Origin of the sequence: Kitasatospora fiedleri (genome assembly GCF_948472415.1) — a bacterium.
Lineage (GTDB): Bacteria > Actinomycetota > Actinomycetes > Streptomycetales > Streptomycetaceae > Kitasatospora > Kitasatospora fiedleri.
Genome location: NZ_OX419519.1, coordinates 5,498,829 through 5,522,767, shown reverse-complemented (window position 1 = coordinate 5,522,767; position 23,939 = coordinate 5,498,829). Strand labels below are relative to the sequence as shown.

Sequence of the window (23,939 nt, the reverse complement as noted above, 5' to 3'; positions counted from 1 at the left end):
GCATGCCGCAGCAGACCGAGTGCCCGAACTGTGCCGAACCACTGGGGCCCCAGGACGCCTTCTGCGGGGCCTGCGGCACCGCCCTGACCGGACCGCCGACCCTGCGCGACCTGCCCGTCGTGCCCAGCTGCCCGCACTGCGGCTCCGCCGAGCTCGCGGACGGCTGGTGCCAGCGCTGCGGGCAGGCCCAGCCGCGCGAACGCGACCACCAGGAGCTGGAGTCGGCCGGTGTCGCGGCGGTCTCCGACCGCGGCCTGCGGCACCACCGCAACGAGGACGCGTTCACCGTCGCCGCCGCCGAGGGCCCGGACGGCGCGCCCGCCGTGCTCGCCGTGGTCTGCGACGGGGTGTCCTCCTCGTCCCGCCCGGACGAGGCGTCCGCCGCCGCCGTCACCGCCGCCGCCGACTCGCTGGTCGCCGCGCTGGCGGTCGGCCGCGAGCCCGGGCAGGCGATGCGCGAGGCGATCGGCGCCGCCAACCGGGCCGTCACCGCGCTCGCCCACGACGGCACCGCCCCCGACGGCCGGCACAGCAACGCGCCGGCCTGCACCTACGTCAGCGCGGTCAGCTCCGGTGGCCTGGTCACCATCGGCTGGGTCGGCGACACCCGGGCCTACTGGATTCCGGACGACCGCGAGTCCGCCGAGCCGTACCGGCTCACCGAGGACGACTCCTGGGCGGCCCGGATGGTCGCCGCCAACCTGATGGCCGAGGCCGAGGCGTACGCCGACCCGCGCGCCCACGCCATCACCGGCTGGCTCGGCGCCGACGCCGAGGACCTCGACCCGCACACCGTCAGCTTCACCCCGCACGTCCCCGGGGTGCTGCTGATCTGCACCGACGGCCTGTGGAACTACGCCGAGGCCGCCACCGACCTGGCGTTCTTCGTCCGGACCGACGCCCGCGCCGAACCGCTGGCCACCGCCCGGGAGCTGGTGCGGTTCGCGGTCGAGCGCGGCGGGCACGACAACATCACCGTCGCGGTGCTGCCGATCGACCCGCCGACCGCGCCGGCCGTCCACGACGCCACCCTGCTCGACGTGCCGCTGCCGCGCGCCGCCGACCCGGACGCCACCGTCCCGCTGCGCCCGGTCGCCGCCGCGGTTCCGGCGGCCCCCGCCGCGCCGCCCACCGCACCGCCCGCACCCGCCGTCCCGCCGGCCGCCCCGCCCGCACCCGTCGCCCCGCCGGCCGCCCCGCCCGCACCCGCCGTCCCGCCGCCGCCCGCCGCCGCGCCGGCCGGGGCACCGGGTGCCGGACCGGCCGGGAACTGACCCTTCCGACCCTCCGCGCCCTCGACAGGAGCTCTCCGCATGGCCTCGTTGTCCAAGCCCGACGCGCCCCGGTTCGACGTCGACGTCTTCCAGAACGAGTACCTCGCCCAGGGCGCCCGGGAGGTCAACGCCATCGTCACGGTGACCGCGACCGGCGGCGGCACCTCCGGCGGGCGCCCGATCGGCGCCTGCGGGCCGGACGCCGCCGTGGTGCTGGTGATCGACTGCTCCGGTTCCATGGAGCACCCGGACGGCAAGATGCGGCACGCCCGCGAGGCCACCGCCGCCGCCATCGACGAGCTCCGCGACGGCGTCGCCTTCGCGGTGGTCGCCGGCACCCACGAGGCGGGCGACGTCTACCCGGGCAACGGCCGCCTCGCCGTCGCCGACCGGTCCACCCGCGAGCAGGCCAAGGACGCGCTGCGCCGGCTCAGGCCGTCCGGCGGCACGGCGATCGGCAGCTGGATCACCAAGGCGCGGCAGCTGTTCGCCTCCCGCCCGGAGGCGGCCATCCGGCACGCCGTCCTGCTCACCGACGGCCGCAACGAGCACGAGCGGCCCGCCGACCTGCAACGCGCCCTGGACGCCGCCTCCGGGTACTTCACCGCCGACTGCCGCGGCGTCGGCACCGACTGGGAGGTCGCCGAGCTACGGAAGATATCCTCCGCGCTGCTCGGCACCGTCGACATCGTCGCCGAGTCCTCCGGCCTGGCCGAGGACTTCCGCGCGATGATGTCCGCCACCATGGGCAAGCAGGTCGCCGACGTCGCCCTGCGGGTGTGGACGCCGGCGAACGCCCGGGTGAAGTTCGTCAAGCAGGCCGCCCCCGCCGTCGAGGACCTCACCGGCCGCCGCGCCGACGCGGGCACCCGGGCCGGGGACTACCCGACCGGTTCCTGGGGCGACGAGTCCCGCGACTACCACGTGTGCGTGGAGGTCCCGGCCGCCGCCGTCGGCAGCGAGATGCTGGCCGCCCGGATCAGCCTGGTCCTGCCGCACCCCGACGGCACCGCCGAGGTGCTCGGCCAGGGACTGGTGCGCGCCGTGTGGACGGACGACCTGGCCTCCTCGACCCGGATCAACCCGCAGGTCGCGCACTACACCGGGCAGGCCGAGCTGGCCGACGCCATCCGCGGCGGCCTGGAGGCCCACCGGGCGGGCGACTTGGACCGCGCCACCGCCGAGCTGGGAGCCGCCGTCCGACTCGCATACGCCAGCGGCAACGAGGGCACCCTCAAGCTGCTGCGGAAGGTGGTGGACGTGGTCGACGAACGGGAGGGTACCGTTCGGTTCCGTAAGAACGTGAGCGAGGCCGACTCGATGACACTCGAGACCCGGTCGACCAAGACCGTGCGCGTGAAGAAGTGAGCCGGACACCCGCCGGACCCGAACCTGCTGGAGTGGGGACCTGATGCCGATCTGCCCTAGGGGACACGAGTCACAGGCCGAGGACTGGTGCGACTACTGCGGCTTCCCGATGACGCCGCCGCCCGGCCTGGCGATCCCCGGTTTTCCGAACGGTCCGGCCCAGCCCGGCGCCCAGGGCCAGCCCGGTGCCCAGGGCCAGCCCGCCGGCGGCCAGCACCGCCCCGGCGGCCCCGCCGCGCCGCCGGCCCCGCCCGCGTACACCTCCTCCGGCTACCCCCGGTCGGCCCGGGCAGCACCCCGCCGTCCGGCACCCCGGCCGGTGGCGGCGGCTACTTCGAGCCGCGCCGCACCCAGACGCCGCCCGCCGGCACGCCCACCGGGCCCGCCGCGGGCGCCCCCGGCGGGCCCGGCGCCCCCGGCCCGTACGGTGCTCCGCCGCCGCCCCCGGCCACCACCGGCCTGGTCACCTGCCCGATCTGCCGCAGCCCGCAGACCGGCCGGTACTGCGAGGAGTGCGGCTACGACTACAACCTGGCCACCTCCGCCCGCCCGCCGGGCACCGCGCCCGCCCCGCAGCAGCAGCACCAGCACCAGCACCAGCAGCAGAGCTACGGCTTCCCGCCGCCCGCCGCCGCGCCCCCGGCCCCGCCGACCGGGTTCGACCCGCCGGCCCCGCCGCAGTCGCCGTACGAGCGTCCGCAGCAGCAGCCGCAACAGCACCAGCAGCCGTACGAGCAGCAGCAGCGGGCCCCGTACGAGCAGCCGCACGCCCAGCAGCAGCCGTCGCAGCCACCGCAGTCGCAGCAGTCGCAGCAGTCGCTGTACGAGCGTCCCCAGCAGCAGCACCAGCAGCCGCAGCAGCACGCCCCGCAGCAGCACCAGTCGCCCTCGCCGTACGAGCGGCCCGGTTACCCGGGTGCGCAGGCCGCCCAGGCCGCGGCCTCCGCGCCGTCCGCGCCGTCGTTCGACAAGCCCTCGGCCGCGGGGTTCCCGGACGTCGACTACGAGCGCACCGGACCGGTGTACGCCGAGCCGTCCGCTCCCCCGGCGGGCCACCGCTCGCAGCCCGGCCCGGACTCCGGGACGTCGTTCCGGCTCACCCCGCCCGGGCAGCCGGGCGGCGCGCCGCAGCAGCGGGCCACCTGGTTCGCCGTGGTGGCGCCCGACCACGACTACTTCACCGACATGATGACCCGCAGCGGCCCGGAGGCAGCCGGCCTGTACTTCCCGCAGTACACCTCGGAGCGGCGGATTCCGCTGACCGGCCGCGGCCAGCTGCGGATCGGGCGGCGCAGCCAGCAGCGCGGCACCGTGCCGGAGATCGACCTGTCGGTCGCCCCGGAGGACCCGGGCGCCTCGCACCACCACGCCCTGCTGGCCGAGCAGCCGGACGGCAGCTGGGTGGTGGTCGACCAGGACTCCACCAACGGCACCACCATGAACGGCGGCCCGGACACCCTGCCGCCGCACACCGCGATCCCGCTGAACGACGGCGACCGGATTCACGTCGGCGCCTGGACCACCATCACGGTGCACCTGGCCTGACCCCGCACCGGCGGCCCGCCCGACGGCCGGGCCGCCGGACCGCGCGCTGACGCCATGTCACGACCGGCCCGTGCCGGGGGAGTTCACTCCCCGGCGCGGGCCGCCGCGTCCGCCCGACCGTCCCGCAAGCTCAGGATTCGCACAAAAATGCTCGTGGGGCGGCCCCGACCGCCTACGCTTCGCCCCATGAGCGATGCAATAACCGCTGACGGAATCCGGAAGCGGTACGGGGATGTCCAGGCCGTGGACGGGGTCTCACTGTCCGTCAGGACTGGCGAGTTCTACGGCCTGCTCGGACCGAACGGCGCCGGCAAGACGACCACCCTGGAGATCCTGGAGGGCATCCGGGAGGCCGACGAGGGACGGGTCGAACTGCTCGGCCTGTCGCCGTGGCCGCGCAACCCGAAGCTGCTGCCGCGGATCGGCGTGCAGTTCCAGGCGTCCGCGTTCTTCACCAAGCTGTCCGCGCGCGAGACCATCCGCACCTTCGCCTCGTTCTACGGCATCGGCCCGAAGGCCGCCGACGCGATGCTGGAGCGGGTCGGCCTGACCGAGTCCGCGAACGTGCTGACCGACAAGATGTCCGGCGGCCAGGCCCAGCGCCTGTCCATCGCCTGCGCGCTGGTGCACGACCCGGAGCTGGTCTTCCTGGACGAGCCGACCACCGGCCTCGACCCGCAGGCCCGCCGCAACCTGTGGGACCTGCTGCGCGACATCAACGCCGAGGGCCGCACCGTGCTGCTGACCACCCACTACCTGGACGAGGCGGAGATCCTCTGCGACCGCGTCGCGGTGATGGACCACGGCAGGGTGCTGAAGACCGGCGCCCCCGCCGCGCTGGTCCGCGAGATCGACGACACCGTCCGGGTCCGGATCGAGTCCGGGCAGGTGAGCGCCGAGCGGGCCCGCGAACTGCTCACCGCCGCGGGCGCCGTGTACACCAACCTGGAGGACGACGGCGTCACGCTGGCGCTGTCCACCGCCGAGCCCGGGCCGGTGCTGTCCGTACTGGCCGAGCAGAACGCGCTGCGCGGCCTCGAAGTCCGCGGCGCCACCCTGGAGGACGTCTTCCTCCAGCTGACCGGACGGGAGTACCGGGCATGACCGCCACCGAACAGGCCCGTACTCCGGCCCCCGCGCCCGCCGGCGGGGGCGAGCGCGAGCGGGCCAACGCCTTCGTCGGCCTCTCCCGGGTGATGCTGCTGGGCTTCGTCCGCGACAAGGGCACGCTGTTCTTCACCCTCGCGCTGCCGCTGATGTTCCTGCTGCTGTTCGGCGTCCTCTACAAGGGCGGCGGCAGCACCCACGTGAAGGTCGCCGAGATCGGCCAGGTCAAGGTGCTGGACGACGCCCGGGCCCACGCCGAGGGCGCGCTGGAGGCGCTGGAGATCACCACCGACCTGAACGAGGCGGACGCCCTCGCCAAGGTCAGGAAGGGCGACCTGGACGGGCTGGTCACGGAGCAGCCGGACGGCACCCTGGTGCTCCGCTTCAGCCAGGCCGACCAGGTCAAGTCCGCCACCGTGCAGGGCATCGTCAACGCCCTGGTGCAGGGCGCCAACCAGGCGGCCTCGAACGTCGCGCCGAAGTACACCCTGGACGCCTCCAAGGTGGAGGACGACTCGACCAAGCCGATCCAGTACCTGACCCCGGGCCTGCTCGCCTACGCCGTCGCCATGGGCGCGGTCTACGGCGCGTCGTTCACCCTGGTCACCTGGCGCAAGAAGCGGGTGCTGCGCCGGCTGCGGCTGGCGCCGATCTCGGCGGGCACCATCGTCGGCGCCCGGGTGCTGGTCAGCGTGCTGGTCGCGCTCGCCCAGACCGCGCTGTTCCTGCTGGTCGCGCAGATCGACTACTTCGGGCTCAAGCTCACCGGCAACTGGTGGCTGGTGTTCCCGCTGGTGGTCTGCGCCACCCTGGCGTTCATGTCGATCGGCCTGGTCACCGGCTCGCTGGCGAAGACCGAGGAGTCGGCGAACGGCATGAACCAGCTGATCATCCTGCCGATGTCCTTCCTCGGCGGCGCGTTCATCCCGCTGGACTTCGCGCCGGGCTGGCTCCAGGACATCTCCCGGGCGCTGCCGCTGCGCTACCTGATCGTGCCCGCCAAGTCGGTGCTCAGCCAGGGCGGCGGCCTGGCCGAGGCGCTGCCCGCGATGGGCATCCTGCTGGCCTTCACGGCGGTGCTGTGCGCCGTCGCCTGGCGCTTCTTCAACTGGGACGACGCGTAGCCGCCGACCGCCCCGGGACGGGGGTCGTACGCCGGAAGTCCCGGTGTACGGCCCCCGTCGGCGTCTGCGACCATGGACGGGTGACTGACACCGGGCGCGAGACCACCACCGCACAAGAGGAGACCTTCTACCAGCAGGTCGGCGGCGAGGCGACCTTCCGCAGGCTGGTGCACCTCTTCTACCGCGGTGTCGCCCAGGACGAGCTGCTGCGCCCGATGTACCCGGAGGAGGACCTCGGCCCGGCCGAGGAGCGCTTCGCCCTGTTCCTGATCCAGTACTGGGGCGGCCCGCGCACCTACAGCGAGCGCCGCGGCCACCCCCGGCTGCGGATGCGGCACGCCCCGTTCCGGGTCGACCGGGCCGCGCACGACGCCTGGCTGGGCCACATGCGCGCCGCCCTGGACGAGCTGGCGCTACCCGCCGAGGCCGACCGCGAGCTGTGGAACTACATGACGTACGCCGCCGCCTCGATGATCAACACCGCGGGCTGAACACCCCGCCGGAGCGCTGAGGTCCGGAGGACCACAGCCCGGAGCGCTGCGGCTCCGCGGTCCCGCGACCCTGCGGCCGGGTTCAGCGCAGCGGGCTGAGCCCCAGGCCCGCGCCGGGCGCGGCCGCCGTGCGCAGCAGGACGGACCCGGCGGGCGCGTCCAGCCGCAGCCAGGCCCCGGCCCGGTGGGCGGAGAGCGGGGTGCCGGGGCGCAGGAACCCGATCGCGTGCGCGGCGTGCGCGGCCCGCAGCGGCAGTCCCTCGGCGGCGCCCAGCGGCCGGGACCAGATCTCGTCGGCGATCGCGTCGACCGCCTGCCTGGTCCGGTGGTGGTCCGGCACCTCGGCGGTGCGCCGCTTGAACTCCTCGACGGCGGCGAGCACTTCGCCCACCACCCGGTCGACCGGCGGCTGCCCGAGCGGTTGCCAGCCGGAGCGCGGCGGGAGCAGCCCGGCCCAGGACGGGCCGGTGACCGGCGCGGGCAGCCCGAGGGCGGCGCCCGCCTCGTCCACCGACTCCAGCAGTTGCCCGGCGGAGACGGTCAGGTCGGCGGACGTGTCGAGCCCGGCCAGCCGCACGGTGCGCACCGCGAGCACCGCGGCCCCGCCGAGCGGCAGCCGGCCGAAGACCGCCAGCACCCCGCCGCCGTCCGCGCCCGGCACCACCTGGAGCCGGACCGCCGCGGCCCGGTCGAAGCGCAGCAGCCGTCCGAGGAAGGCGCTCAGGTCGGCGCCCTCCCGCCGGTCGGCGAGGTCGAGTCGGGTCTGCACGGTCACCGGGGTCAGCTCGTTTCGTCAGCGGCGGGTGTCGGCTCGTCCCGTCAGGCGGCGCAGCCGGCGGGCTGCTCGTCCATGAAGCGGCTCAGGAACTCCCGCTCGACGGGGCTGATCCGGCGCGGCCGGCCCTCGGCCAGGTTGTAGGGGACGACCACGGTGGAGGCGGTGACGTACACCGTCTCGGTGCCGTCGGCGGCGACGTCCTTGATCTCGTAGGAGACGGTCAGCGAGGCGCCGCCGATCTTCGTCACCCGGGTCTCGATGGTGACCGGCTCGGGGCGGTGCACCAGCGGCCGCTTGTAGTCGATCTCGTGGCGCGCCACCACCGAGCCGCCCGCGAACTCACCGGCGCCGGCCTCGGCGGCCTGGGTGAACATGAAGTCGATCCGGGCCTCCTCCAGGTAGCGCAGGAAGACCACGTTGTTCACGTGGCCGAAGGCGTCCATGTCGGACCACCTCAGGGGGCAGGCGTAGATGTGGCGAGCCACGGCGTTCTCCTCGAATTCTCCGTACCCGTGGGTATCCGTGCGGGCAGCCTACGGGCGGGCGGCCCGGCAGCCCGCCCGCGGGGGCAGTCTGCCGGGCCGGGGTTGCGCCCGGGTGTCAGTCGCGGGTCAGCTTCTTGTAGCTGGCGCGGTGCGGGCGGGCCGCGTCGGCGCCGAGGCGCTCGATCTTGTTCTTCTCGTAGGACTCGAAGTTGCCCTCGAACCAGAACCACTTGCTCTCGCCCTCGTAGGCGAGGATGTGGGTGGCCACCCGGTCCAGGAACCAGCGGTCGTGGGAGATGACCACGGCGCAGCCGGGGAACTCCAGCAGCGCGTTCTCCAGCGAGGACAGGGTCTCGACGTCGAGGTCGTTGGTCGGCTCGTCGAGGAGCAGCAGGTTGCCGCCCTGCTTGAGGGTCAGCGCCAGGTTGAGGCGGTTGCGCTCACCGCCGGAGAGCACGCCGGCCGGCTTCTGCTGGTCCGGGCCCTTGAAGCCGAACGCGGACACGTACGCCCGGGACGGCATCTCCACCTGGCCGACGTTGATCCAGTCGAGGCCGTCGGAGACGACCTCCCACAGGGTCTTCTTCGGGTCGATGTTGGAGCGGGTCTGGTCGACGTAGCTGATCTTGACGGTCTCGCCGACCTTGACGGTGCCGCTGTCCGGCGTCTCCAGGTCCTGGAGCATCTTGAACAGGGTGGTCTTGCCGGCGCCGTTGGGGCCGATCACGCCGACGATGCCGTTGCGCGGCAGGGTGAAGCTCAGGCCGTCGATCAGGATCTTGTCGCCGAACGACTTGTGCAGGTCGTCGACCTCGATGACGACGCTGCCCAGGCGCGGGCCCGGCGGGATCTGGATCTCCTCGAAGTCCAGCTTCCGCATCTTGTCCGCCTCGGCCGCCATCTCCTCGTAGCGGGCCAGGCGGGCCTTGGACTTGGCCTGGCGGCCCTTGGCGTTGGAGCGGACCCACTCCAGCTCTTCCCGGAGCCGCTTGGCGCGCTTGGCGTCCTTCTGGCCCTCGACCTTGAGCCGGGTCTGCTTGGTCTCCAGGTAGGTGGAGTAGTTGCCCTCGTACGGGTAGGCGCGGCCGCGGTCGAGTTCGAGGATCCACTCGGCGACGTTGTCCAGGAAGTACCGGTCGTGGGTGACGGCGACGACGGTGCCGGGGTACTTCTCCAGGTGCTGCTCCAGCCAGTTCACCGACTCGGCGTCCAGGTGGTTGGTGGGCTCGTCGAGCAGCAGCAGGTCGGGCTGCTCCAGCAGCAGCTTGCAGAGCGCGACGCGGCGGCGCTCGCCGCCGGAGAGCTTGGTGACCGCCCAGTCGCCGGGCGGGCAGCCCAGCGCGTCCATGGCCTGCTCCAGCTGGACGTCGAGGTCCCAGGCGTTGGCGTGGTCCAGGTCCTCCTGGAGGGTGCCCATCTCGGCGAGCAGTTCGTCCGAGTAGTCGGTCGCCATCAGCTCGGCGATCTCGTTGAACCGGTCGAGCTTGGCCTTGATCTCCTTGACGCCGTCCTGGACGTTCTCCAGGACCGTCTTGGACTCGTCCAGCGGGGGCTCCTGCTGGAGCATGCCGACGGTGAAGCCCGGCGAGAGGAAGGCGTCGCCGTTGGAGGGCTGGTCGAGGCCCGCCATCATCCGCAGCACGGTCGACTTACCGGCGCCGTTGGGGCCGACGACGCCGATCTTCGCCCCGGGGAGGAAGCTGAGCGTCACGTCGTCAAGGATGACCTTGTCGCCGTGTGCCTTGCGCACCTTGCGCATGGTGTAGATGTATTCCGCCACGTTGAGATCGCTCCGGCGTCGTCGTGAGTAATCGGCTTGCAGCCTTCCATTGTGCCGTAAGGCCGGGACCGCCCCGAACGCCCGGCCGGGCGCCCCCGGGCCCGCCGGGCCGCCGGCTGCGGGCGCCCGGTACGCGAACGGCCCCGCCGCCCGGGCGGGCGGCGGGGCCGTCCCCCGCCCGGCGCGGAGGCCGGGCGGGTTTCAGCTCGTCGTTCAGGAGGTGCGGCTGTGGCGGCCGCGGCGGCGCATGCCGTAGACCGCGGCGCCGCCGGCGACGACCAGCACGCCGGCCAGGGTGGCGGTCAGGCCGGTGCCCATGCCGCCACCGGTGGAGGCCAGCTCGGGGCCGGTCGGGCTGGGCGACGGCACCGGGGAGGCCGAGGCGGACGGCGTCGGGGTCTGGGTGGCGCTGTCGGTCTTGCAGTTCAGCAGGCCGCCGAACTGCTTGGAGAAGCCGCCCGGGCCGGTGACGGTGAAGTCGTACTTGGTGTCCTCCTCGACCGGCAGGGTCACGGCCTCGGTGCCGTTCGGCTTGACCGTGTACTCCTTGCCGCCGACCTTGAAGGTCGCGGGCTGGTCGCCCTTGTTCCCGAGGGTGACCACCAGGGCGCCCTTGGTGCAGTCGATCGCGGCGTCCGCGGTCGGCACCGCGCCCTGCGGCGCCCAGGAGAGCGTGGCGAGGGCGTTGACCTTGACCTTGTCGGCACCCGCCAGGATCAGGGTCTGGCTGTGCTTGCCGTTGTCGTCGCCGACGAAGGCCCGGCCGAGGTTGATGGTCGCGGTGGCGTCGGCGCTGACGGTCGCGGTGCCCGCGTCGGTGCCGGCCGGCACCTTGGCGAACAGCTGGTCGCCGCTCTTGGCGTTCTTCACTGCGGCGCCGCTCTTGTCGACGAGGGTGACGCCCGCGTCGGTGCCCTTCTTGTCCAGCGCGACGGTGACGTTGTCGGTGGTGCCGCCGGTGGTGACGGTGATCGGGCCGAGCAGGTCACCGCTCTTGCCGGCCACCGAGCCGGGGTTGAGGGCCAGCGAGGGCTTCGGCTCCTCGGCGCCGCCCTTGGCGTCGGCCTGGGCGATCAGCCAGTCGGTGAACTTCTTGGTCTTCTCGTGGTCGTCGCTCTGCTTGGTCGGCACGTTCGGGTCGGAGTAGTGCCAGATCGCGATCTGGGTGGCCGCGGCGGCGTCGTCCTTGGTGAGCCCGGCGATGCCGGAGGCCTTGCTGAGCGCGCCCTCGTCGACGTTCGGGAAGGAGTGCTCCAGCAGCCACTGGATCTTCGGGCCGGCCTTGGCCTTGGCCTTCTCCGGCTGGGACAGCGAGGTCGAGGCCCAGTCGGTCTCGTGGTAGGTCGCGTCCTTGAGCGTGTCGTTGAGCAGGTCGATGCAGTACACCTGGAGGACGGTGTCGGTGCCGATCACCTTAAGGCTGAACTGCCCGGCGGTGACCGGGAGCCAGCGACCGGGGCGGACCTCGTGCTCGATCTGCTCCCCGTAACGGATGCCGCCGTCCAGCTTCGCCTTGACCCCCGTGGCGGGGTCGGCCGCAGCCGCCGTACCGGCCGCGAGCAGGCCCGAGCCGACCGTGAGGCCGGACGCGAGCATGACAGCGACGATGCGGGAGACGGCCCGCCCCTGCTTGTGGAACATGTGGGATCCCTCCGGGCGGCGACGTGCCTTCTGGCAACCCGCCCCCTGCAAAGCGGCACCCCCTGCGGCACCGCTGCACGTGTGTGGACCAGACGCATCCTATTGACACGACCCGACCGCTCCAGGCCCGTAGCGAATCAGGACAATATCGTGGCTGTTCTGTTATCAAGGAGCTGGTTGCCGGAGCGAGTTGATGAGTCGACATAAAGCCACGAGGCGTCTCCGCGGCAATCAGGATTGCACTCCCCGGCTCAAGAAGTGCCCCGATTGGGTCAGTTCAGAACCTCCTCCGCCACATCCGCACCCCCTTCCCCAGCCACCCCACCGGCCCCGCCCCGGCTGCGGCGGCCTCCTCCGCCCGGCGCCGGGCCGCGACCGCCGCCACGATCCAGTCCGGAACCGCCTCCTCCACCAGCCGCACCGCCCGCTGCCCGCCCTCCGCCGACGCGGGCACGTGCGCGGGCACGGACGCAGACGCAGGCACAGGCACAGACGCAGACGCGGGCGACACCGCCGCCGAACCGCCGCGCACCGGCTCCGACTTGCCCTCCAGCGCGCGCCGGAACGTCGAGGTGCCCCGCACCAGGTCGTGGCCGACCGAACGGGCCTCGATCTCCACCTCCGTCCGCCGACTCCCCTCCTCACCCCACTCGCGGACCCGCAACCGCCCGCTCACCAGCAGCGGGTCCCCCTTGTTCACCGAACTGACCAGGTTGACCGCGAGCCGCCGCCAGGCCACCACCGTCACCCAGGTCGTCTCGCCGTCCGTCCAGTCGCCGCGCTCGCGGTCGTAGCGCCGCTCCCGCGCGGCGAGCCGGAAGTTCGCCACCGGCACCCCGCCGGACGTCTCCCGGTACGTCACGCCCGAGGCGGCGTTGCCGACCATCGTCACCAGTGCCTCGTCCATTCCGACTCCTCCGCTCCCGGCCGTGGCGGCCGACGGTCTTTCCCGGCGGAATACCCGCCGGGAAAGATCCTCCGCCTTCCGGGAAATCCGTACCAGGGCCTTCCGCGCCCCTGTGGACAACCCGGCCCTGTGGAAAACCGAAGTAACTCCCGCGAGTGAATTCACGTCCTTTTCGGTCGGAAATTGACCATTTGAATGCCGTGCCCACGACAACAATCCGAGCACCCCGGACAAATGCCGCCCCGCGTCCGCACCCGGACCCGCCCCGCGCTCCCGCGGGCCCGACCCGACCCCGACCCGACCCCGACCGGATCCCGACCCCGCACCCCGTCCACCGCAAGAACCGTTCGGGCACCTGCGCCGATCACCCCTTCCGGTGACCGCCCGCACACCCTCCGGACACCCCGGGTCCAGCGGCGAAACCACGAACGGGTGGCCCGCGACTCGCCCCGTCCATGTCATCCGACCGATGGAACCCCTAAACGCGCCCCCACCCGCGGCCCGCTCCGGGCGATTGCCCCCGCCGAATCCATAACGGGTGGGGTCGCAGCCCCGTAACGACTGCACAACGTCCCGCTCCGAGAGCCGGTAGACCGCTGCACTCCACGGGACTACCTGCGATTATCGGACCGCCCCGCGGAGGCCGACACACCCCGGTCCGGTCTTCGAAGTCCAGGGGGCAGAACTGAACACCCGTATCCTGTCCCGGAACATCCCGTCCCGGCCCAGGCCCGGCAAGCGGGCCGACGTCAACACCCCGGCCCCCATAGCTCAGCGGATAGAGCACCCGCCTTCTAAGCGGTAGGTCGCAGGTTCGAATCCTGCTGGGGGCGCCCACACACTCCGACCGGCCGCGACACCACCGGACGAGCCCTCCCGCACCGCACCCGGCACGCACCGGTCCACCGCCCCGCCTGCCCGTTCCCGGCGGGGTCACTCCTCCCCCGCCGCCAGGTCCGCCAGGAACCCGTCCAGCAGTGCGCGTTGGCGCGTCGGTGGGAACTCCGCGGGGGCGAACAGCGCCTGCACCACCAGCCCGAGGACGAAGGACTGGGCCCGCGCGGCGAGGTCCTCGGCCGGGCGGCCGGCGGGCAGTTCGCCGAGTTCCTGGGCCTCCGCGCAGAGTTCGGCCATCCGCCGGCGGGCCCGGCGGTAGCGCTCGGCGTGCTCGGCGGTGAGCGCGTCGTCGCCGAGGGCGGCGTCCCAGGAGCCGACCCAGACCCGGTTGTCGGCGGCCCCCTGCGCGTCCAGCGGCAGGACGTCGAGCAGCACGGCGCGCAGCACGGGCAGGCCGCGGGCGCCGGCGGCGGCCTCGGTGGCGGGCCGGTGGCGCTCGGCGGCCTGCTGGTCGAGCACCTCCAGCGCGTGGGCGACCAGCGCCCGCTTGTGCGGGAAGTAGTGGGTGAGCAGGCCGGTGGAGGCGCCGAGTTCGGCGGCCACCGCGCGCAGGGTCAGTCCGCCGAAGCCGCGGTCGGCGAGCACCCGCCGCACCGCTTCCGAGACGTCGCGCCGGCGGGCTTCGTGATCGCCCCGTGCGGGTGGAGTCATGCGCGCTAGGGTACCTACCAAACGTTTGTTATGTACCCGAGGGGATGCCGATGTACGCCGTAGCGCTGGCCGAGGACGCCGAACTGCGCCCGCTGGAACCGTGGCAGGCCGCGGAGTTCCTGGAACACATGGACCGGGCCCGGGACGGGATCGATCCGTGGATTCCGTGGGCGACCCGCAGCACCGATCCGGATTCCGCCCGCGCGACGCTGCAGAAGTTCGCCGAGAAGCAGGCCGCCGACACCGGCCGGGTCCACGGAATATGGCTGCGCGGAACGCTGGTCGGCGGCGTGATGTTCGTCCAGTTCGACGCGGCGGGTGGGGTCTGCGAGATCGGCGTCTGGACCGAGCCGGCCGGGCAGGGCCGCGGCCTGGTCTCCGCCGCCGTCCGCCACCTGCTGGACTACGCGCTGCTCGAACGCGGCCTGTACCGCGCCGAGTGGTGGAACAGCACGGTCAACCTGCGCAGCCGGGCCGTCGCCCGGCGCCTGGGCATGACGCTGGACGGCACCCTGCGGGGGCACACCGAGCACCTGGGCGTCCGGCTGGACCTGGAGGTCTGGTCGATGCTGGCCCCGGAGTGGCGGGCCGCCCGCACCGCCGCCCGCTGACCCGCCGCCCGCTGACCCGATGCCCTCGCCGCCCGACGACCTCGCCGCTCGCCGCCCCGCAAGCACCGCCCCCGCCCCGCCGCCCGGTTGACGCGGATCACATGGCCCGCCCCGCGCCCGCGTGAAAGGCTGACGGCCCGTCCGGCACCGTCCCCCGAGAGGCCCGCCATGCCCACCGTGCCCGCGCGCACCGCCCACCCGCTCGACCGCCCGGGCCCCGGGGACGTCGAACTGCCCACCGGCGCGGCGGGCCTGCGCTGCTGGGTCGGCCCGGACCGGGTGGCCACGCTGCTGCTGGAGCGCCCGGAGCGGCGCAACGCGGTGACCGGCGCGATGTGGCGGGCCCTGCCGCGGGTGCTGGCGGTGCTGGCCGCCCGCCCGGACGTCCGGGTGCTGGTGCTGACCGGCGCGGGCGGCGCGTTCTCGGCGGGCGCGGACATCGCCGAGTTGGCCGAGGTGTACGCCGACCCGGCGTCCGCCGACGCCTACCACGCCGGGAACGTGGCCGCGGAGGAGGCGCTGGCGGCGTTCCCGCGTCCGACCCTGGCGGTGGTGCGCGGCGCCTGCGTGGGTGGCGGCTGCCAGTTGGCGCTGGCCTGCGACCTGCGGCTGGCCGCCGAGGACGCCCGGCTCGGCATCACCCCGGCGAAGCTGGGCGTGGTCTACCCGGCGGTCCCGACGCTGCGGCTGGCCGCGCTGGTCGGCCCGGCCCGGGCCAAGTACCTGCTGTTCTCCGGCGCGTTGCTGCCGGCCGCCCGCGCGGAGCTGTTCGGCCTGCTGGACGAGGTCGTCCCGCCCGCCGAACTCGACCTCCGAGCGCGGGAGTTCGCCCGGCTGCTGGCCCGCCGCTCGCCGCAGACGATCGGCGCGGTGAAGGCGGTCCTGGCCGCCGGCCCGGCGGACGCGGCGGCCGCCCTGGCCCCCTGGGAGCGCGCCTCCCGGACGTCCCCGGACGTCCGGGAGGGCCTGGCGGCGTTCCTGGAGCGCCGCGAACCGGAGTTCTAGCCGGGTACCCGGCGGTTCGGCGGTTCGGCGGTGCTGAACAATCGCTGGTGATCTGATCACCGAACGGGCCCCGTCCCGGCCGAAGGAGCAGCATGTCGACCTCCAGGCCCGCCGTCGAGGCCGAGGGCGCCTCTCCCGCAGCGAGCGGCTGGGCCCGCCGGATCACCGACGGGGTCGAGCCGAAGAACGTGATCATCGCGGTGCTGCCGCTGATCGGCGTGGTCCGCTACGGCTGGTCGGGCCTGGGCTGGGCGGTGTTCGCGGCGCTGTTCGCGGCCGTGATACCGACCTGGTTCATCCGTAGCGGGATGCGCCGCGGCAGCATCGAGGACCGGCACGTCGGCCGGCGCCGGCGCCGCCTGGTGGTGCTCCCGTTCGTCATGGGCTCGGTGCTGGTCAGCCTGCTGGCGATGGTGTGGCTGGACGCCCCGGCCGACATGACGGCGATGGTGCTGGCGATGTTCGCCTCGCTGGTGCCGATCATGGTGATCACGGTGTGGTGGAAGGTGTCGGTGCACACCGCGGTGCTGTGCGGCGCGATCGTCTGCACCGCGGTCGCGCTCGGCCCGTGGTGGCTGCTGGCCCTGCCCGGGGTGGCGCTGGTGGGGTGGTCCCGCGTGGTCCTGCGGGACCACACCCGGGCCCAGACGGCGGTCGGCGCACTGGTGGGGGCGGCCGCCGCCGGGCTGACCTTCTGGGCGGCCCGCTGACGGGCCGCCCGGCGCGGCGGAGCGCCCGGCACGGCGGAGCGCCCGGCGGTGGCGGCTGCACTGGTGGGTGCCGCCACCGCCGGGCCGTTCGTGACCCGGGCCGGGCCGGGCCGGTCCGGGCCGGTCCGGGCCGCTCAGCGGATCGGCGCCCCCGAGATCGCCCGGGCGATGACCAGGCGCTGGATCTCGCTGGTGCCCTCGAACACGGTGTAGATCGCGCTGTCGCGGTGCATCCGCTCGACCGGGTACTCGCGGGTGAAGCCGTTGCCGCCGAGGATCTGCATGGCCTGCGCGGTGACGAACCTGGCGGTCTCACCGGCGTACAGCTTGGACATCGAGCCCTCGGCGCTGGTGAACGGCCGGTTGTTGACGGCCATCCAGGAGGCCCGCCAGACCAGCAGCCGGGCGGCGTCGATCCGGGTCTTCATGTCGGCGAGCTGGAAGGCGACGCCCTGGTTCTCGATGATCGGCCTGCCGAACTGCACGCGGGTCCCGGCGTAGTCGAGGGCGACCTCGTACGCGGCCCGGGCGATGCCGATGGCCTGCGCGCCGACGGCGGGGCGGGAGGCTTCGAAGGTGGCCATCGCCGCGTTCTTGCCGCCGCCCCTGGTGCCCTCGCGGGCCCGGGCGAGGCGGGCGTCGAGCTTCTCCTTGCCGCCGAGCAGGCAGTGGCCGGGGACGCGGACGCCGTCGAGGACGACCTCGGCGGTGTGCGAGGCGCGGATGCCGTGCTTCTTGAACTTCTGGCCCTGGCTGAGGCCCTTGGTGCCGGGCGGGATGACGAACGAGGCCTGGCCGCGGGAGCCGAGTTCGGGGTCGACGGTGGCGACCACCACGTGGACGTGGGCGATGCCGCCGTTGGTGGCCCAGGTCTTGGTGCCGTTGATCACCCACTCGTCCTTGGCCTCGTCGTAGACGGCGCGGGTGCGCAGCGCGGAGACGTCGGAGCCGGCGTCGGGCTCGGAGGAGCAGAACGCGGCGACCTTGACGTCCTCGGGGGTGCCGAACATCTGCGGGGCCCAGGTGCCGATCTGCTCCTCGGTGCCGTTGGCGAGCACGGCGACGGCGGCCAGCGTGGTGCCGGTGATGGCCAGCGCGATGCCGGCGTCGCCCCAGAACAGCTCCTCCATGGCGATCGGGATGCCGACGCCGGACGGATCGAAGAACTGCTGGGCGTAGAAGTCCAGCGAGTAGATGCCCAGCTTGGCGGCCTCCTGGATGATCGGCCAGGGGGTCTCCTCGCGTTCGTCCCACTCCGCGGCGGCGGGGCGGATGACGTCGGCGGCGAAGCCGTGCAGCCAGTCGCGGACGGCGATCTGGTCCGGCCCGGGGTCGAGCGAGAAGGTGGTCATGTCGGCCTCCAGGAGACGGTCGTGCGGGCCGGAGGGTGCACGCCACTGCGCTGTTACCTCCGGTAACATGGCGGCGAGTCTGCTACCGATAGGTAACCGGTGTCAACGCCCGCCGATCCGCCGATCCGCCTACCCGCCCGCACGAGGAGCAGCGCATGACCACCGACCCCCGCACCGGCCCGCCCGCCGACCCCCGCGCCGCCGCCCGCACCGAGCCCCGCCGCGAGCAACTGCTCAACGCCGCCGACCGGGTCGTCCAGCGCGAGGGCCCGGGCGCCAGCATGAACGCGATCGCCGCCGAGGCCGGCATCACCAAGCCCATCCTCTACCGGCACTTCGGCGACCGGAACGGCCTGATCGGCGCGCTGACCCAGCGCCACACCGCCGGGCTGCTGGCCGCCGTCCGCGCGGCGCTGAACGAGCCGCTGGAGCGCCGCGACCGGGTCGAGCACGTGCTGGACGTCTACCTGGCCGCGATCGAGTCCCGCCCGCAGGTGTACCGGCTGCTCACCCACCCCGAGCCGGGCGACCCCACCGGGGCGGGCAACGCGCTGGCGCCCGCGCTGCGGCAGATCGCCGAGGAGATCACCCGCGCCATCCAGCAGCAGGTCGACCTCGGCCAGGACGGCCCGCTGCTCTCCGAGACCTGGGGGCGCTCGATCACCGGCATGGTGCTGGCCGCCGGCGACTGGTGGCTGGAGACCCGCCCCTGCCCGCGCGCCCGGATGGTGCAGGCCCTCGCCGACCTGCTGTGGGGGCGCCTCTCCGCCGCCGCCGACCTGCCGCCGATGCTGGCCGCCCCGGAGTCCTGACCCCCGCACGCCGCACCGAACATGAGCATGTCTCACCTCTTGTGCGGCGGGGGCGGCTCAGGCAGGATCGGCGCACCCCGCCCCCCGCCCGCCGTGAGGTGCCCCCGTGCGCGTCCTCCGCTCCGCCGCCGCCCTGCTGCTCACCGCCGCCGCCGTCCTCGGCACCGTCTCGGCCGGCCCGCCCGCCGACCCCGGCCGGTCCGCCGCCCGCGGCCCGGCCGACGCCCGCGAGGTCTCCGCCACCACCCTCGCCGACGGTCGCACCGTCCTCACCGACCGCCGCGGCCGGGTCCTGGACCTGCGCGGCTTCAACCTCGACAAGTACGACGAGACCACCGAGGCCGACCTGCGCGCGCTCTCCGCCGCCGGCTTCCGGCTGGTCCGGATCGCGGTCTCCTGGTCCCGGCTCGAACCCGCCCGCGGCCACTACGACCGGGCCCAGCTCGCCCGGCTGCGCCGGCTCCTGGACTGGGCCGCGGAGTACCGCCTGTACGCGGTCGTCGACTTCCACCAGGACGTCTACGGCCAGTACTTCCTCGGCGGCGACGGCGGCGCCCCCGCCTGGGCCACCCGCGACGACGGCCTGCCCTTCACCCCCGACCCGGACGACTGGTTCGCCGGCTACTTCCAGCCCGCCGTCCAGGCCGCCTTCCGCCACCTCTACGACGACCCGGACCTCCGCCGCGCCCAGGCCGACCTGTACACCACCGTCGCCCGCGAACTGCGCGGCGCGCCCGCCCTGCTCGGCTACGACCTGTTCAACGAGCCCTTCGGCCCGGTCGCCGGCGACCCCGCCGATCCGGCCGTCCTCGCCGCCGCCTCCGCCGCCCTGGAGCGGGGCCGGCTCGCCGCGATGTACCGCCGCCTGATCACCGCCGTCCGCCGGGCCGACCGCGACGCCTGGCTGTTCGTCGAACCCACCGTCCTGGTCGGCCAGGGCGTCCCCACCCGCCTGCCCGGCTTCACCGACCCCCGCCCCGGCGCCGACCGGATCGGCTACGCCCCGCACTTCTACGACACCGCCGTCGAGGCCGGCCGGGACTGGGACCCGTCCGGCGGCTTCGTCGAGGCGTACACCGCCGCCGTCACCGCCTACCCCCGCGCCCACCGGCTGCCCGTCCTGGTCGGCGAGTGGGGCCCGCCCTCCGCCGCCACCCCCGGCAACGCCGAACTGATCCGCCGCCAGCTCACCGCCATGCGCGCCTTCGCCGCCGGCTGGACCATGTGGTACTGGTGCCGCGGCGACGGCGGCTACTGCGCCCTCACCCCCGACGGCCGCCCGGCCCCCGGCTACGGACCGGTCTTCACCTCGTAGCCGCACCCCCGCGCCCCGGCCGGGGCGCGGGGAACCGCCCGGGCACACCCCTAGCCGAGCCCCCGCCGGACCAGCAGCGGCCCGATCTCCGGCTCCCGCCCCAGCACGTCCCGCACGCACTCCAGCGCGTCCCGGCTCCCGCCCCGCGACAGCAGCCGCTCGCGGAACAGCTGCCCGCTCTCCCGCGCGCCGCGCCCGCCGGAGCCGAACCACTCCACCGTCTCCGCGTCCAGCACCTCCGACCAGATGTACGCGTAGTACCCGGCGCTGTACCCGTTCGAGAACACGTGGTTGAAGTACCCGGTGCGGTAGCGCGGCGGCACCGCCGCGACCGCGATGCCCGCCTCGGCCAGCGCCCGCGCCTCGAACTCCTCCGCGTCCGCGACGACCGGGTCGTCCGCGCCGCGGGTGTGCCAGGCCCAGTCGAGCAGCGCCGCCGACAGGTACTCGACGGTCCGGAAGCCCTGCCCGTAGTTCTCGGCGGCGAGCATCCGCTCGACCACGGCGGCGTCCAGCGGCTCGCCGCTCTCGTGGTGGCGGGCGTAGTTGGCCAGCACCTCGGGCCGGGTCATCCACATCTCGTTGACCTGGGACGGGAACTCGACGAAGTCGCGCGGCACCTCGGTGCCCGAGAACGACGGGTACTCGACGTCCGAGAACAGCCCGTGCAGCGCGTGCCCGAACTCGTGGAACAGGGTGCGCACCTCGTCCCAGCTGAGCAGCGCGGGCTCGCCGGGCGCCGGGCGGGCGATGTTGAGGTTGTTGACGACCACCGGGCGGGTCCCCAGCAGCCGCGACTGGGCGACGAGTTCGTTCATCCAGGCGCCGCCGCGCTTGGACTCGCGGGCGTGGAAGTCCCCGATGAACAGGCCCAGCGCCGAGCCGTCCGCGTCGAACACCTCGAAGACCCGAGCGTCGGGGTGGTACGCGGTCAGGTCGGGCCGCTCGGTGAAGGTCAGCCCGTAGGCGAGCCCGGCCGCGAAGAAGACGCCGTCGCGCAGCACCCGCTCCAGCTCGAAGTAGGGGCGCAGCGCCGCGGTGTCCACGTCGTAGCGCTCGGCGCGCACCTTCTCGGCGTAGAACGCCCAGTCGTGGGCGGCCAGTTCGCCGATCCCGTCGACGGCCGCGGCGGCCGCCAGGTCGGCGGCCTCGCGCTCGGCGTTGGCGACGGCGGGGGCGACCAGCCGGCCGAGCATCGCGCCGACCGCCTCGACGGTGCCGGCGGTCTCGTCGGCGACCACGTACGAGGCGTGGGTGGGGTGGCCGAGCAGGGCGGCGCGTTCGGCGCGCAGCGCGGCCATCTTGGCGGCGAGCGGGCCGTTGGTGTCCAGGCCGCGGCCCAGCGAGGCGGTGAGCAGGCGGCGGCGCAGGTCGCGGTCGGTGAGGCGGGCGAGTTCGGTCTGCTGGGAGAAGTTCTTCAGGCTGAGCACCCAGCGGCCGTCCCGGCCGAGCGCCCGGGCGTTCTCCGCGGCGGCGGCGATCTCCGCCTCGGGCAGGCCGTCGAGGGCGGCGGCGCTGTCCACCGCGACCGCGCCGGCCAGCGAGGCCGCGTGCGTGTTCCTGCGGAACGCGGCGCTGTCGGCGGCGAGTTCGGCGTTGATCTCGCGCAGCCGGCGCTGGCCGTCGGCGTCCAGGCGGGCGCCGGCCCGGACGAAGGCGGTGTGCCGGCGCTCCAGCAGGCGCAGCGACTCGGCGTCCAGGCCGAGGCCGTGCCGGGCCCGGTGCAGGGCGTCGAGCCGGGCGAACAGCGCCGGGTCGAGGTGGATCGCGTCGGCGTGCGCGGCCAGCAGGGGGCTGACCTCGGCGTCGAGCGCCTGGACGCCGGGGGTGGTGTCGGAGGAGTCCTGGTTGAAGAAGACCGCCGTCACCCGGCGCAGCACCGCTCCCGAACGCTCCAGCGCCACCACGGTGTTGTCGAAGGTCGGCGGCTCGGGGTCCGCGGCGATCGCGGCGACCTCGGCGAGCTGGTCGGCCATGCCCCGCTCGAAGGCCGGGCGGTAGTGCTCTTCCCGGATCTCGGCGAAGGGCGGGAGCTCGTACACCAGGGTGCTGGGCGAGAAGAAGGGATTGTCGCTCATGTCGGCGAGATTACGGGCCCCCGGGCGTCGGCGGAACACTGGCACGGCAAGCCGCCGCCCGGCCCCGCCCCGCGCGCCCCACCCGGCCCGTCCCGCACCCCCGCCCCAGGGCCCGCGCGCCCCCTCCGACCGGGTGCCCCCGGCCCGCGCGCCCCTTCGACCGCGCGTCCCCCCCTCGTGCCGCGACGCCGGCTGTCACCCCCACCGGCTACCGTCGTCAGGTCCCGCCCCCGGGCCCCGGACGCCCCCGAGAAGCACTGAGCAGCACCGAGAAGCACCGAAACAGCTGGTCGAGAGGAGCCGCCGCCCGTGCGCTACGCCCTGGTGCCCGACCCGCACGGCCCGGGCGGCCGACTGCGGCCGCTCGGCGAGGACGGCGCGCCGCTGGGCCCGCCCGAGCGCGCGCCGCGGCTCGCCGAGGCGGTGGCCGCGGTGGAGGCCGCGCACGCCCCGCGCTGGGTGTGGCCGACGGCGGACACCGGGTACGGCCCGCTGCTGGCCGCCCTGCCGGAGCGGCTGGCGCGCTGCCACGACCTGCGGCTGACCGAGGCGCTGCTGCTGGGCCGGGAGGGCCGGTTCGGGGCGCCGCGTTCGCTGGGCGCGGCCTGGGCCCGGCTGCGCGGCCTGCCGGTGCCGGCCGACCTGCCGGAGGGCGCGCTGCCCGACGAGGACGGCCTGTTCGCCCCGGACCGGCTGCAACTGCCGCCGGGCACGGACCAGTTGGAGGCCACCGTGGCGGTCCACGCGGAGCAGCTGCGGCGGCTCGCGGCGATCGCCGACCCGGCGGCCCGCGCCCGGTTCCGGCTGCTGGTGGCGGCCGAGTCGGCGGGGGCGCTGCTGGCCTGCGAGATGGCGCACGACGGGCTGCCCTGGCGCTCCGACGTGCACGACGGGCTGCTGACCGAGCTGCTCGGGCCGCGCCCGGCGATCCCGGGCGCGCTGCCGCCGAAGCTCGCCGAGCTGGCCCTGGAGGTGCAGCGCGCGCTGGGCGCCCGCCCGTTCAACCTGGACTCGCACACCCAGGTGATCAAGGCGTTCGCCGACCGGGGCGTCCAGCTGTCCTCGACCCGCTCCTGGGAGCTGAAGGCGGTGGACCACCCGGCGGCCGCCCTGATGGTGCGCTACAAGGAGCTGTCCCGGCTGCACGCCGCACACGGCTGGGCCTGGCAGGCGGCCTGGGCGCGCGGCGGCCGGTTCCGCCCGGAGTACGTGGTGGGCGGCGTGGTGACGGGCCGCTGGGCCTCGCGCGGCGGCGGGGCGCTGCAGATCCCGCGCACCCTGCGCGGCGCGGTGGTGGCCGATCCGGGCTGGCTGCTGGTGGTCGCGGACGCGGCGCAGCTGGAGCCCCGGGTGCTGGCCGCCCTGTCGGGGGACGCCGGGCTGGCCCGGACGGCCGCCGACGGCGACCTGTACGCGGCGCTGGCCGCGAGCGCGTTCCAGGGCGACCGGGACAAGGCGAAGCTGGGCCTGCTGGGCGCGATGTACGGCCAGACCGGCGGCGGCATCGGCCCGCTGCTGAACACGCTGCGCCGCCGCTACCCGGCGGCGATGGGGTACGTGGAGGCGGCGGCCCGCACCGGGGAGGACGGCGGGGTGGTGTCCTCCCGGCTGGGCCGGGCCTGCCCGCCGCCCTCGGCGGACTGGCTGGACCTGACGGAGGCCCCGGAGTCCGGCGAGGCGGGCGGCCGCTCGGCCCGCGCCCGCGGCCGGTTCACCCGCAACTTCGTGATCCAGGGCAGCGGCGCGGACTGGGCGCTGGCCCTGCTGGCGGCGCTGCGCCGCCGGCTGGCCGCGCTGCGCTCCGGCGACGACCGCCCGCACCTGGTGTTCTTCCAGCACGACGAGGTGATGGTGCACACCCCCGCCGACCTGGCCGACGCCGTCGCCGCCGCCGTCACCGAGGCCGCCGAGGAGGCCACCGCCCTGGTCTTCGGCGACACCCCGGTGCGCTTCCCGCTGAGCACCGCCGTGGTCGACTGCTACGGGGACGCGAAGTGAGCGCCCCCGC

20 protein-coding genes and 1 tRNA gene are annotated in these 23,939 nt (G+C 74.5%); 13 read left to right on the top strand and 8 right to left on the bottom strand.

Annotated elements, in window-relative coordinates; all coding sequences use genetic code 11:
• Positions 1-2: 2 nt before the first annotated feature.
• The 6 genes from QMQ26_RS25190 (at position 3) to QMQ26_RS25165 (ending at position 6,909) form a co-directional block, all read left to right on the top strand.
• On the top strand, positions 3-1,274 hold the full coding sequence (locus QMQ26_RS25190) for a PP2C family serine/threonine-protein phosphatase (RefSeq protein WP_404814202.1): 1,272 nt from the start codon (positions 3-5) through the stop codon (positions 1,272-1,274).
• Positions 1,275-1,313: 39 nt separating this feature from the next.
• Complete coding sequence (locus tag QMQ26_RS25185) at positions 1,314-2,642, top strand: vWA domain-containing protein (RefSeq protein ID WP_100840319.1); 1,329 nt, start codon at positions 1,314-1,316, stop codon at positions 2,640-2,642.
• A gap of 87 nt (positions 2,643-2,729) precedes the next feature.
• On the top strand, positions 2,730-4,187 hold the full coding sequence (locus QMQ26_RS25180) for an FHA domain-containing protein (protein ID WP_282202771.1): 1,458 nt from the start codon (positions 2,730-2,732) through the stop codon (positions 4,185-4,187).
• Positions 4,188-4,373: 186 nt separating this feature from the next.
• Positions 4,374-5,291 (top strand): ABC transporter ATP-binding protein, encoded by a 918-nt coding sequence (locus tag QMQ26_RS25175; RefSeq protein ID WP_100840321.1) that lies wholly within the window; start codon positions 4,374-4,376, stop codon positions 5,289-5,291.
• Positions 5,288-6,418 (top strand): ABC transporter permease, encoded by a 1,131-nt coding sequence (locus tag QMQ26_RS25170; RefSeq protein ID WP_282202770.1) that lies wholly within the window; start codon positions 5,288-5,290, stop codon positions 6,416-6,418. The genes QMQ26_RS25175 and QMQ26_RS25170 overlap by 4 nt, the downstream gene beginning before the upstream one ends.
• An 80-nt stretch (positions 6,419-6,498) precedes the next feature.
• On the top strand, positions 6,499-6,909 hold the full coding sequence (locus QMQ26_RS25165; protein ID WP_100840323.1) for a globin: 411 nt from the start codon (positions 6,499-6,501) through the stop codon (positions 6,907-6,909).
• An 82-nt stretch (positions 6,910-6,991) separates the two neighbouring features.
• Here the strand turns inward: QMQ26_RS25165 and QMQ26_RS25160 are convergent, their stop codons facing one another.
• From QMQ26_RS25160 to QMQ26_RS25140, 5 genes are all read right to left on the bottom strand, one after another.
• On the bottom strand, positions 6,992-7,684 hold the full coding sequence (locus QMQ26_RS25160) for a hypothetical protein (RefSeq protein ID WP_282202769.1): 693 nt from the start codon (positions 7,682-7,684) through the stop codon (positions 6,992-6,994).
• Positions 7,685-7,728: 44 nt separating this feature from the next.
• Entirely contained in the window at positions 7,729-8,172 is a 444-nt protein-coding gene (locus tag QMQ26_RS25155) for an acyl-CoA thioesterase (RefSeq protein WP_100840325.1), read from the bottom strand.
• 115 nt (positions 8,173-8,287) lie between these two features.
• Positions 8,288-9,952 (bottom strand): energy-dependent translational throttle protein EttA, encoded by a 1,665-nt coding sequence (ettA, locus tag QMQ26_RS25150; RefSeq protein WP_100840326.1) that lies wholly within the window; start codon positions 9,950-9,952, stop codon positions 8,288-8,290.
• 213 nt (positions 9,953-10,165) lie between these two features.
• Entirely contained in the window at positions 10,166-11,593 is a 1,428-nt protein-coding gene (locus tag QMQ26_RS25145; RefSeq protein WP_282202768.1) for a Cys-Gln thioester bond-forming surface protein, read from the bottom strand.
• A 277-nt stretch (positions 11,594-11,870) separates the two neighbouring features.
• Complete coding sequence (locus QMQ26_RS25140) at positions 11,871-12,500, bottom strand: single-stranded DNA-binding protein (protein ID WP_282202767.1); 630 nt, start codon at positions 12,498-12,500, stop codon at positions 11,871-11,873.
• A gap of 760 nt (positions 12,501-13,260) precedes the next feature.
• Here QMQ26_RS25140 and QMQ26_RS25135 point away from each other — a divergent pair.
• A tRNA-Arg gene (locus tag QMQ26_RS25135) sits at positions 13,261-13,333 on the top strand.
• 100 nt (positions 13,334-13,433) lie between these two features.
• Here the strand turns inward: QMQ26_RS25135 and QMQ26_RS25130 are convergent.
• Positions 13,434-14,048: a TetR/AcrR family transcriptional regulator gene (locus tag QMQ26_RS25130; protein ID WP_282202766.1), complete on the bottom strand. Its 615-nt coding sequence runs from the start codon at positions 14,046-14,048 to the stop codon at positions 13,434-13,436.
• A gap of 50 nt (positions 14,049-14,098) precedes the next feature.
• Between QMQ26_RS25130 and QMQ26_RS25125 the strand changes: the two genes are divergently transcribed.
• The 3 genes from QMQ26_RS25125 (at position 14,099) to QMQ26_RS25115 (ending at position 16,374) form a co-directional block, all read left to right on the top strand.
• Positions 14,099-14,659 carry a GNAT family N-acetyltransferase gene (locus QMQ26_RS25125; RefSeq protein ID WP_282202765.1) on the top strand — a complete coding sequence of 187 codons (561 nt, stop codon included), beginning with the start codon at positions 14,099-14,101 and terminating at the stop codon, positions 14,657-14,659.
• Positions 14,660-14,827: 168 nt separating this feature from the next.
• On the top strand, positions 14,828-15,664 hold the full coding sequence (locus QMQ26_RS25120) for an enoyl-CoA hydratase/isomerase family protein (protein ID WP_404813957.1): 837 nt from the start codon (positions 14,828-14,830) through the stop codon (positions 15,662-15,664).
• 92 nt (positions 15,665-15,756) lie between these two features.
• The gene (locus tag QMQ26_RS25115; protein ID WP_282202764.1) at positions 15,757-16,374 is read left to right on the top strand and encodes a hypothetical protein; all 618 of its coding nucleotides are present in this window, start codon (positions 15,757-15,759) and stop codon (positions 16,372-16,374) included.
• 134 nt (positions 16,375-16,508) lie between these two features.
• On the opposite strand, the gene QMQ26_RS25110 is transcribed toward QMQ26_RS25115, so the two are convergent.
• On the bottom strand, positions 16,509-17,726 hold the full coding sequence (locus QMQ26_RS25110) for an acyl-CoA dehydrogenase family protein (RefSeq protein WP_100840331.1): 1,218 nt from the start codon (positions 17,724-17,726) through the stop codon (positions 16,509-16,511).
• Positions 17,727-17,881: 155 nt separating this feature from the next.
• Between QMQ26_RS25110 and QMQ26_RS25105 the strand changes: the two genes are divergently transcribed.
• Both QMQ26_RS25105 and QMQ26_RS25100 read left to right on the top strand, forming a co-directional pair.
• Positions 17,882-18,538 (top strand): TetR family transcriptional regulator, encoded by a 657-nt coding sequence (locus QMQ26_RS25105; protein WP_282202763.1) that lies wholly within the window; start codon positions 17,882-17,884, stop codon positions 18,536-18,538.
• A gap of 106 nt (positions 18,539-18,644) precedes the next feature.
• Positions 18,645-19,853 carry a glycoside hydrolase family 5 protein gene (locus tag QMQ26_RS25100; RefSeq protein WP_282202762.1) on the top strand — a complete coding sequence of 403 codons (1,209 nt, stop codon included), beginning with the start codon at positions 18,645-18,647 and terminating at the stop codon, positions 19,851-19,853.
• 50 nt (positions 19,854-19,903) lie between these two features.
• On the opposite strand, the gene QMQ26_RS25095 is transcribed toward QMQ26_RS25100, so the two are convergent.
• Positions 19,904-21,931, bottom strand: a complete 2,028-nt coding sequence (locus QMQ26_RS25095) for a M3 family metallopeptidase (protein WP_282202761.1) — start codon at positions 21,929-21,931, stop codon at positions 19,904-19,906.
• Between the two features lie 309 nt (positions 21,932-22,240).
• On the opposite strand from QMQ26_RS25095, the gene QMQ26_RS25090 reads away from it, so the two are divergent.
• Positions 22,241-23,929, top strand: a complete 1,689-nt coding sequence (locus QMQ26_RS25090) for a bifunctional 3'-5' exonuclease/DNA polymerase (protein WP_282202760.1) — start codon at positions 22,241-22,243, stop codon at positions 23,927-23,929.
• Positions 23,930-23,939: the final 10 nt, after the last annotated feature.

Coding starts and splice junctions, on each gene's coding strand:
- QMQ26_RS25115 (WP_282202764.1), top strand. CDS start 15,757: ATGTCGACCTCCAGGCCCGCCGTCGAGGCCGAGGGCGCCTCTCCCGCA.
- QMQ26_RS25170 (WP_282202770.1), top strand. CDS start 5,288: ATGACCGCCACCGAACAGGCCCGTACTCCGGCCCCCGCGCCCGCCGGC.
- QMQ26_RS25095 (WP_282202761.1), bottom strand. CDS start 21,931: ATGAGCGACAATCCCTTCTTCTCGCCCAGCACCCTGGTGTACGAGCTC.
- QMQ26_RS25145 (WP_282202768.1), bottom strand. CDS start 11,593: ATGTTCCACAAGCAGGGGCGGGCCGTCTCCCGCATCGTCGCTGTCATG.
- QMQ26_RS25140 (WP_282202767.1), bottom strand. CDS start 12,500: ATGGACGAGGCACTGGTGACGATGGTCGGCAACGCCGCCTCGGGCGTG.
- QMQ26_RS25175 (WP_100840321.1), top strand. CDS start 4,374: ATGAGCGATGCAATAACCGCTGACGGAATCCGGAAGCGGTACGGGGAT.
- QMQ26_RS25185 (WP_100840319.1), top strand. CDS start 1,314: ATGGCCTCGTTGTCCAAGCCCGACGCGCCCCGGTTCGACGTCGACGTC.
- QMQ26_RS25190 (WP_404814202.1), top strand. CDS start 3: ATGCCGCAGCAGACCGAGTGCCCGAACTGTGCCGAACCACTGGGGCCC.
- QMQ26_RS25130 (WP_282202766.1), bottom strand. CDS start 14,048: ATGACTCCACCCGCACGGGGCGATCACGAAGCCCGCCGGCGCGACGTC.
- QMQ26_RS25125 (WP_282202765.1), top strand. CDS start 14,099: ATGTACGCCGTAGCGCTGGCCGAGGACGCCGAACTGCGCCCGCTGGAA.
- QMQ26_RS25105 (WP_282202763.1), top strand. CDS start 17,882: ATGACCACCGACCCCCGCACCGGCCCGCCCGCCGACCCCCGCGCCGCC.
- QMQ26_RS25110 (WP_100840331.1), bottom strand. CDS start 17,726: ATGACCACCTTCTCGCTCGACCCCGGGCCGGACCAGATCGCCGTCCGC.
- QMQ26_RS25120 (WP_404813957.1), top strand. CDS start 14,828: ATGCCCACCGTGCCCGCGCGCACCGCCCACCCGCTCGACCGCCCGGGC.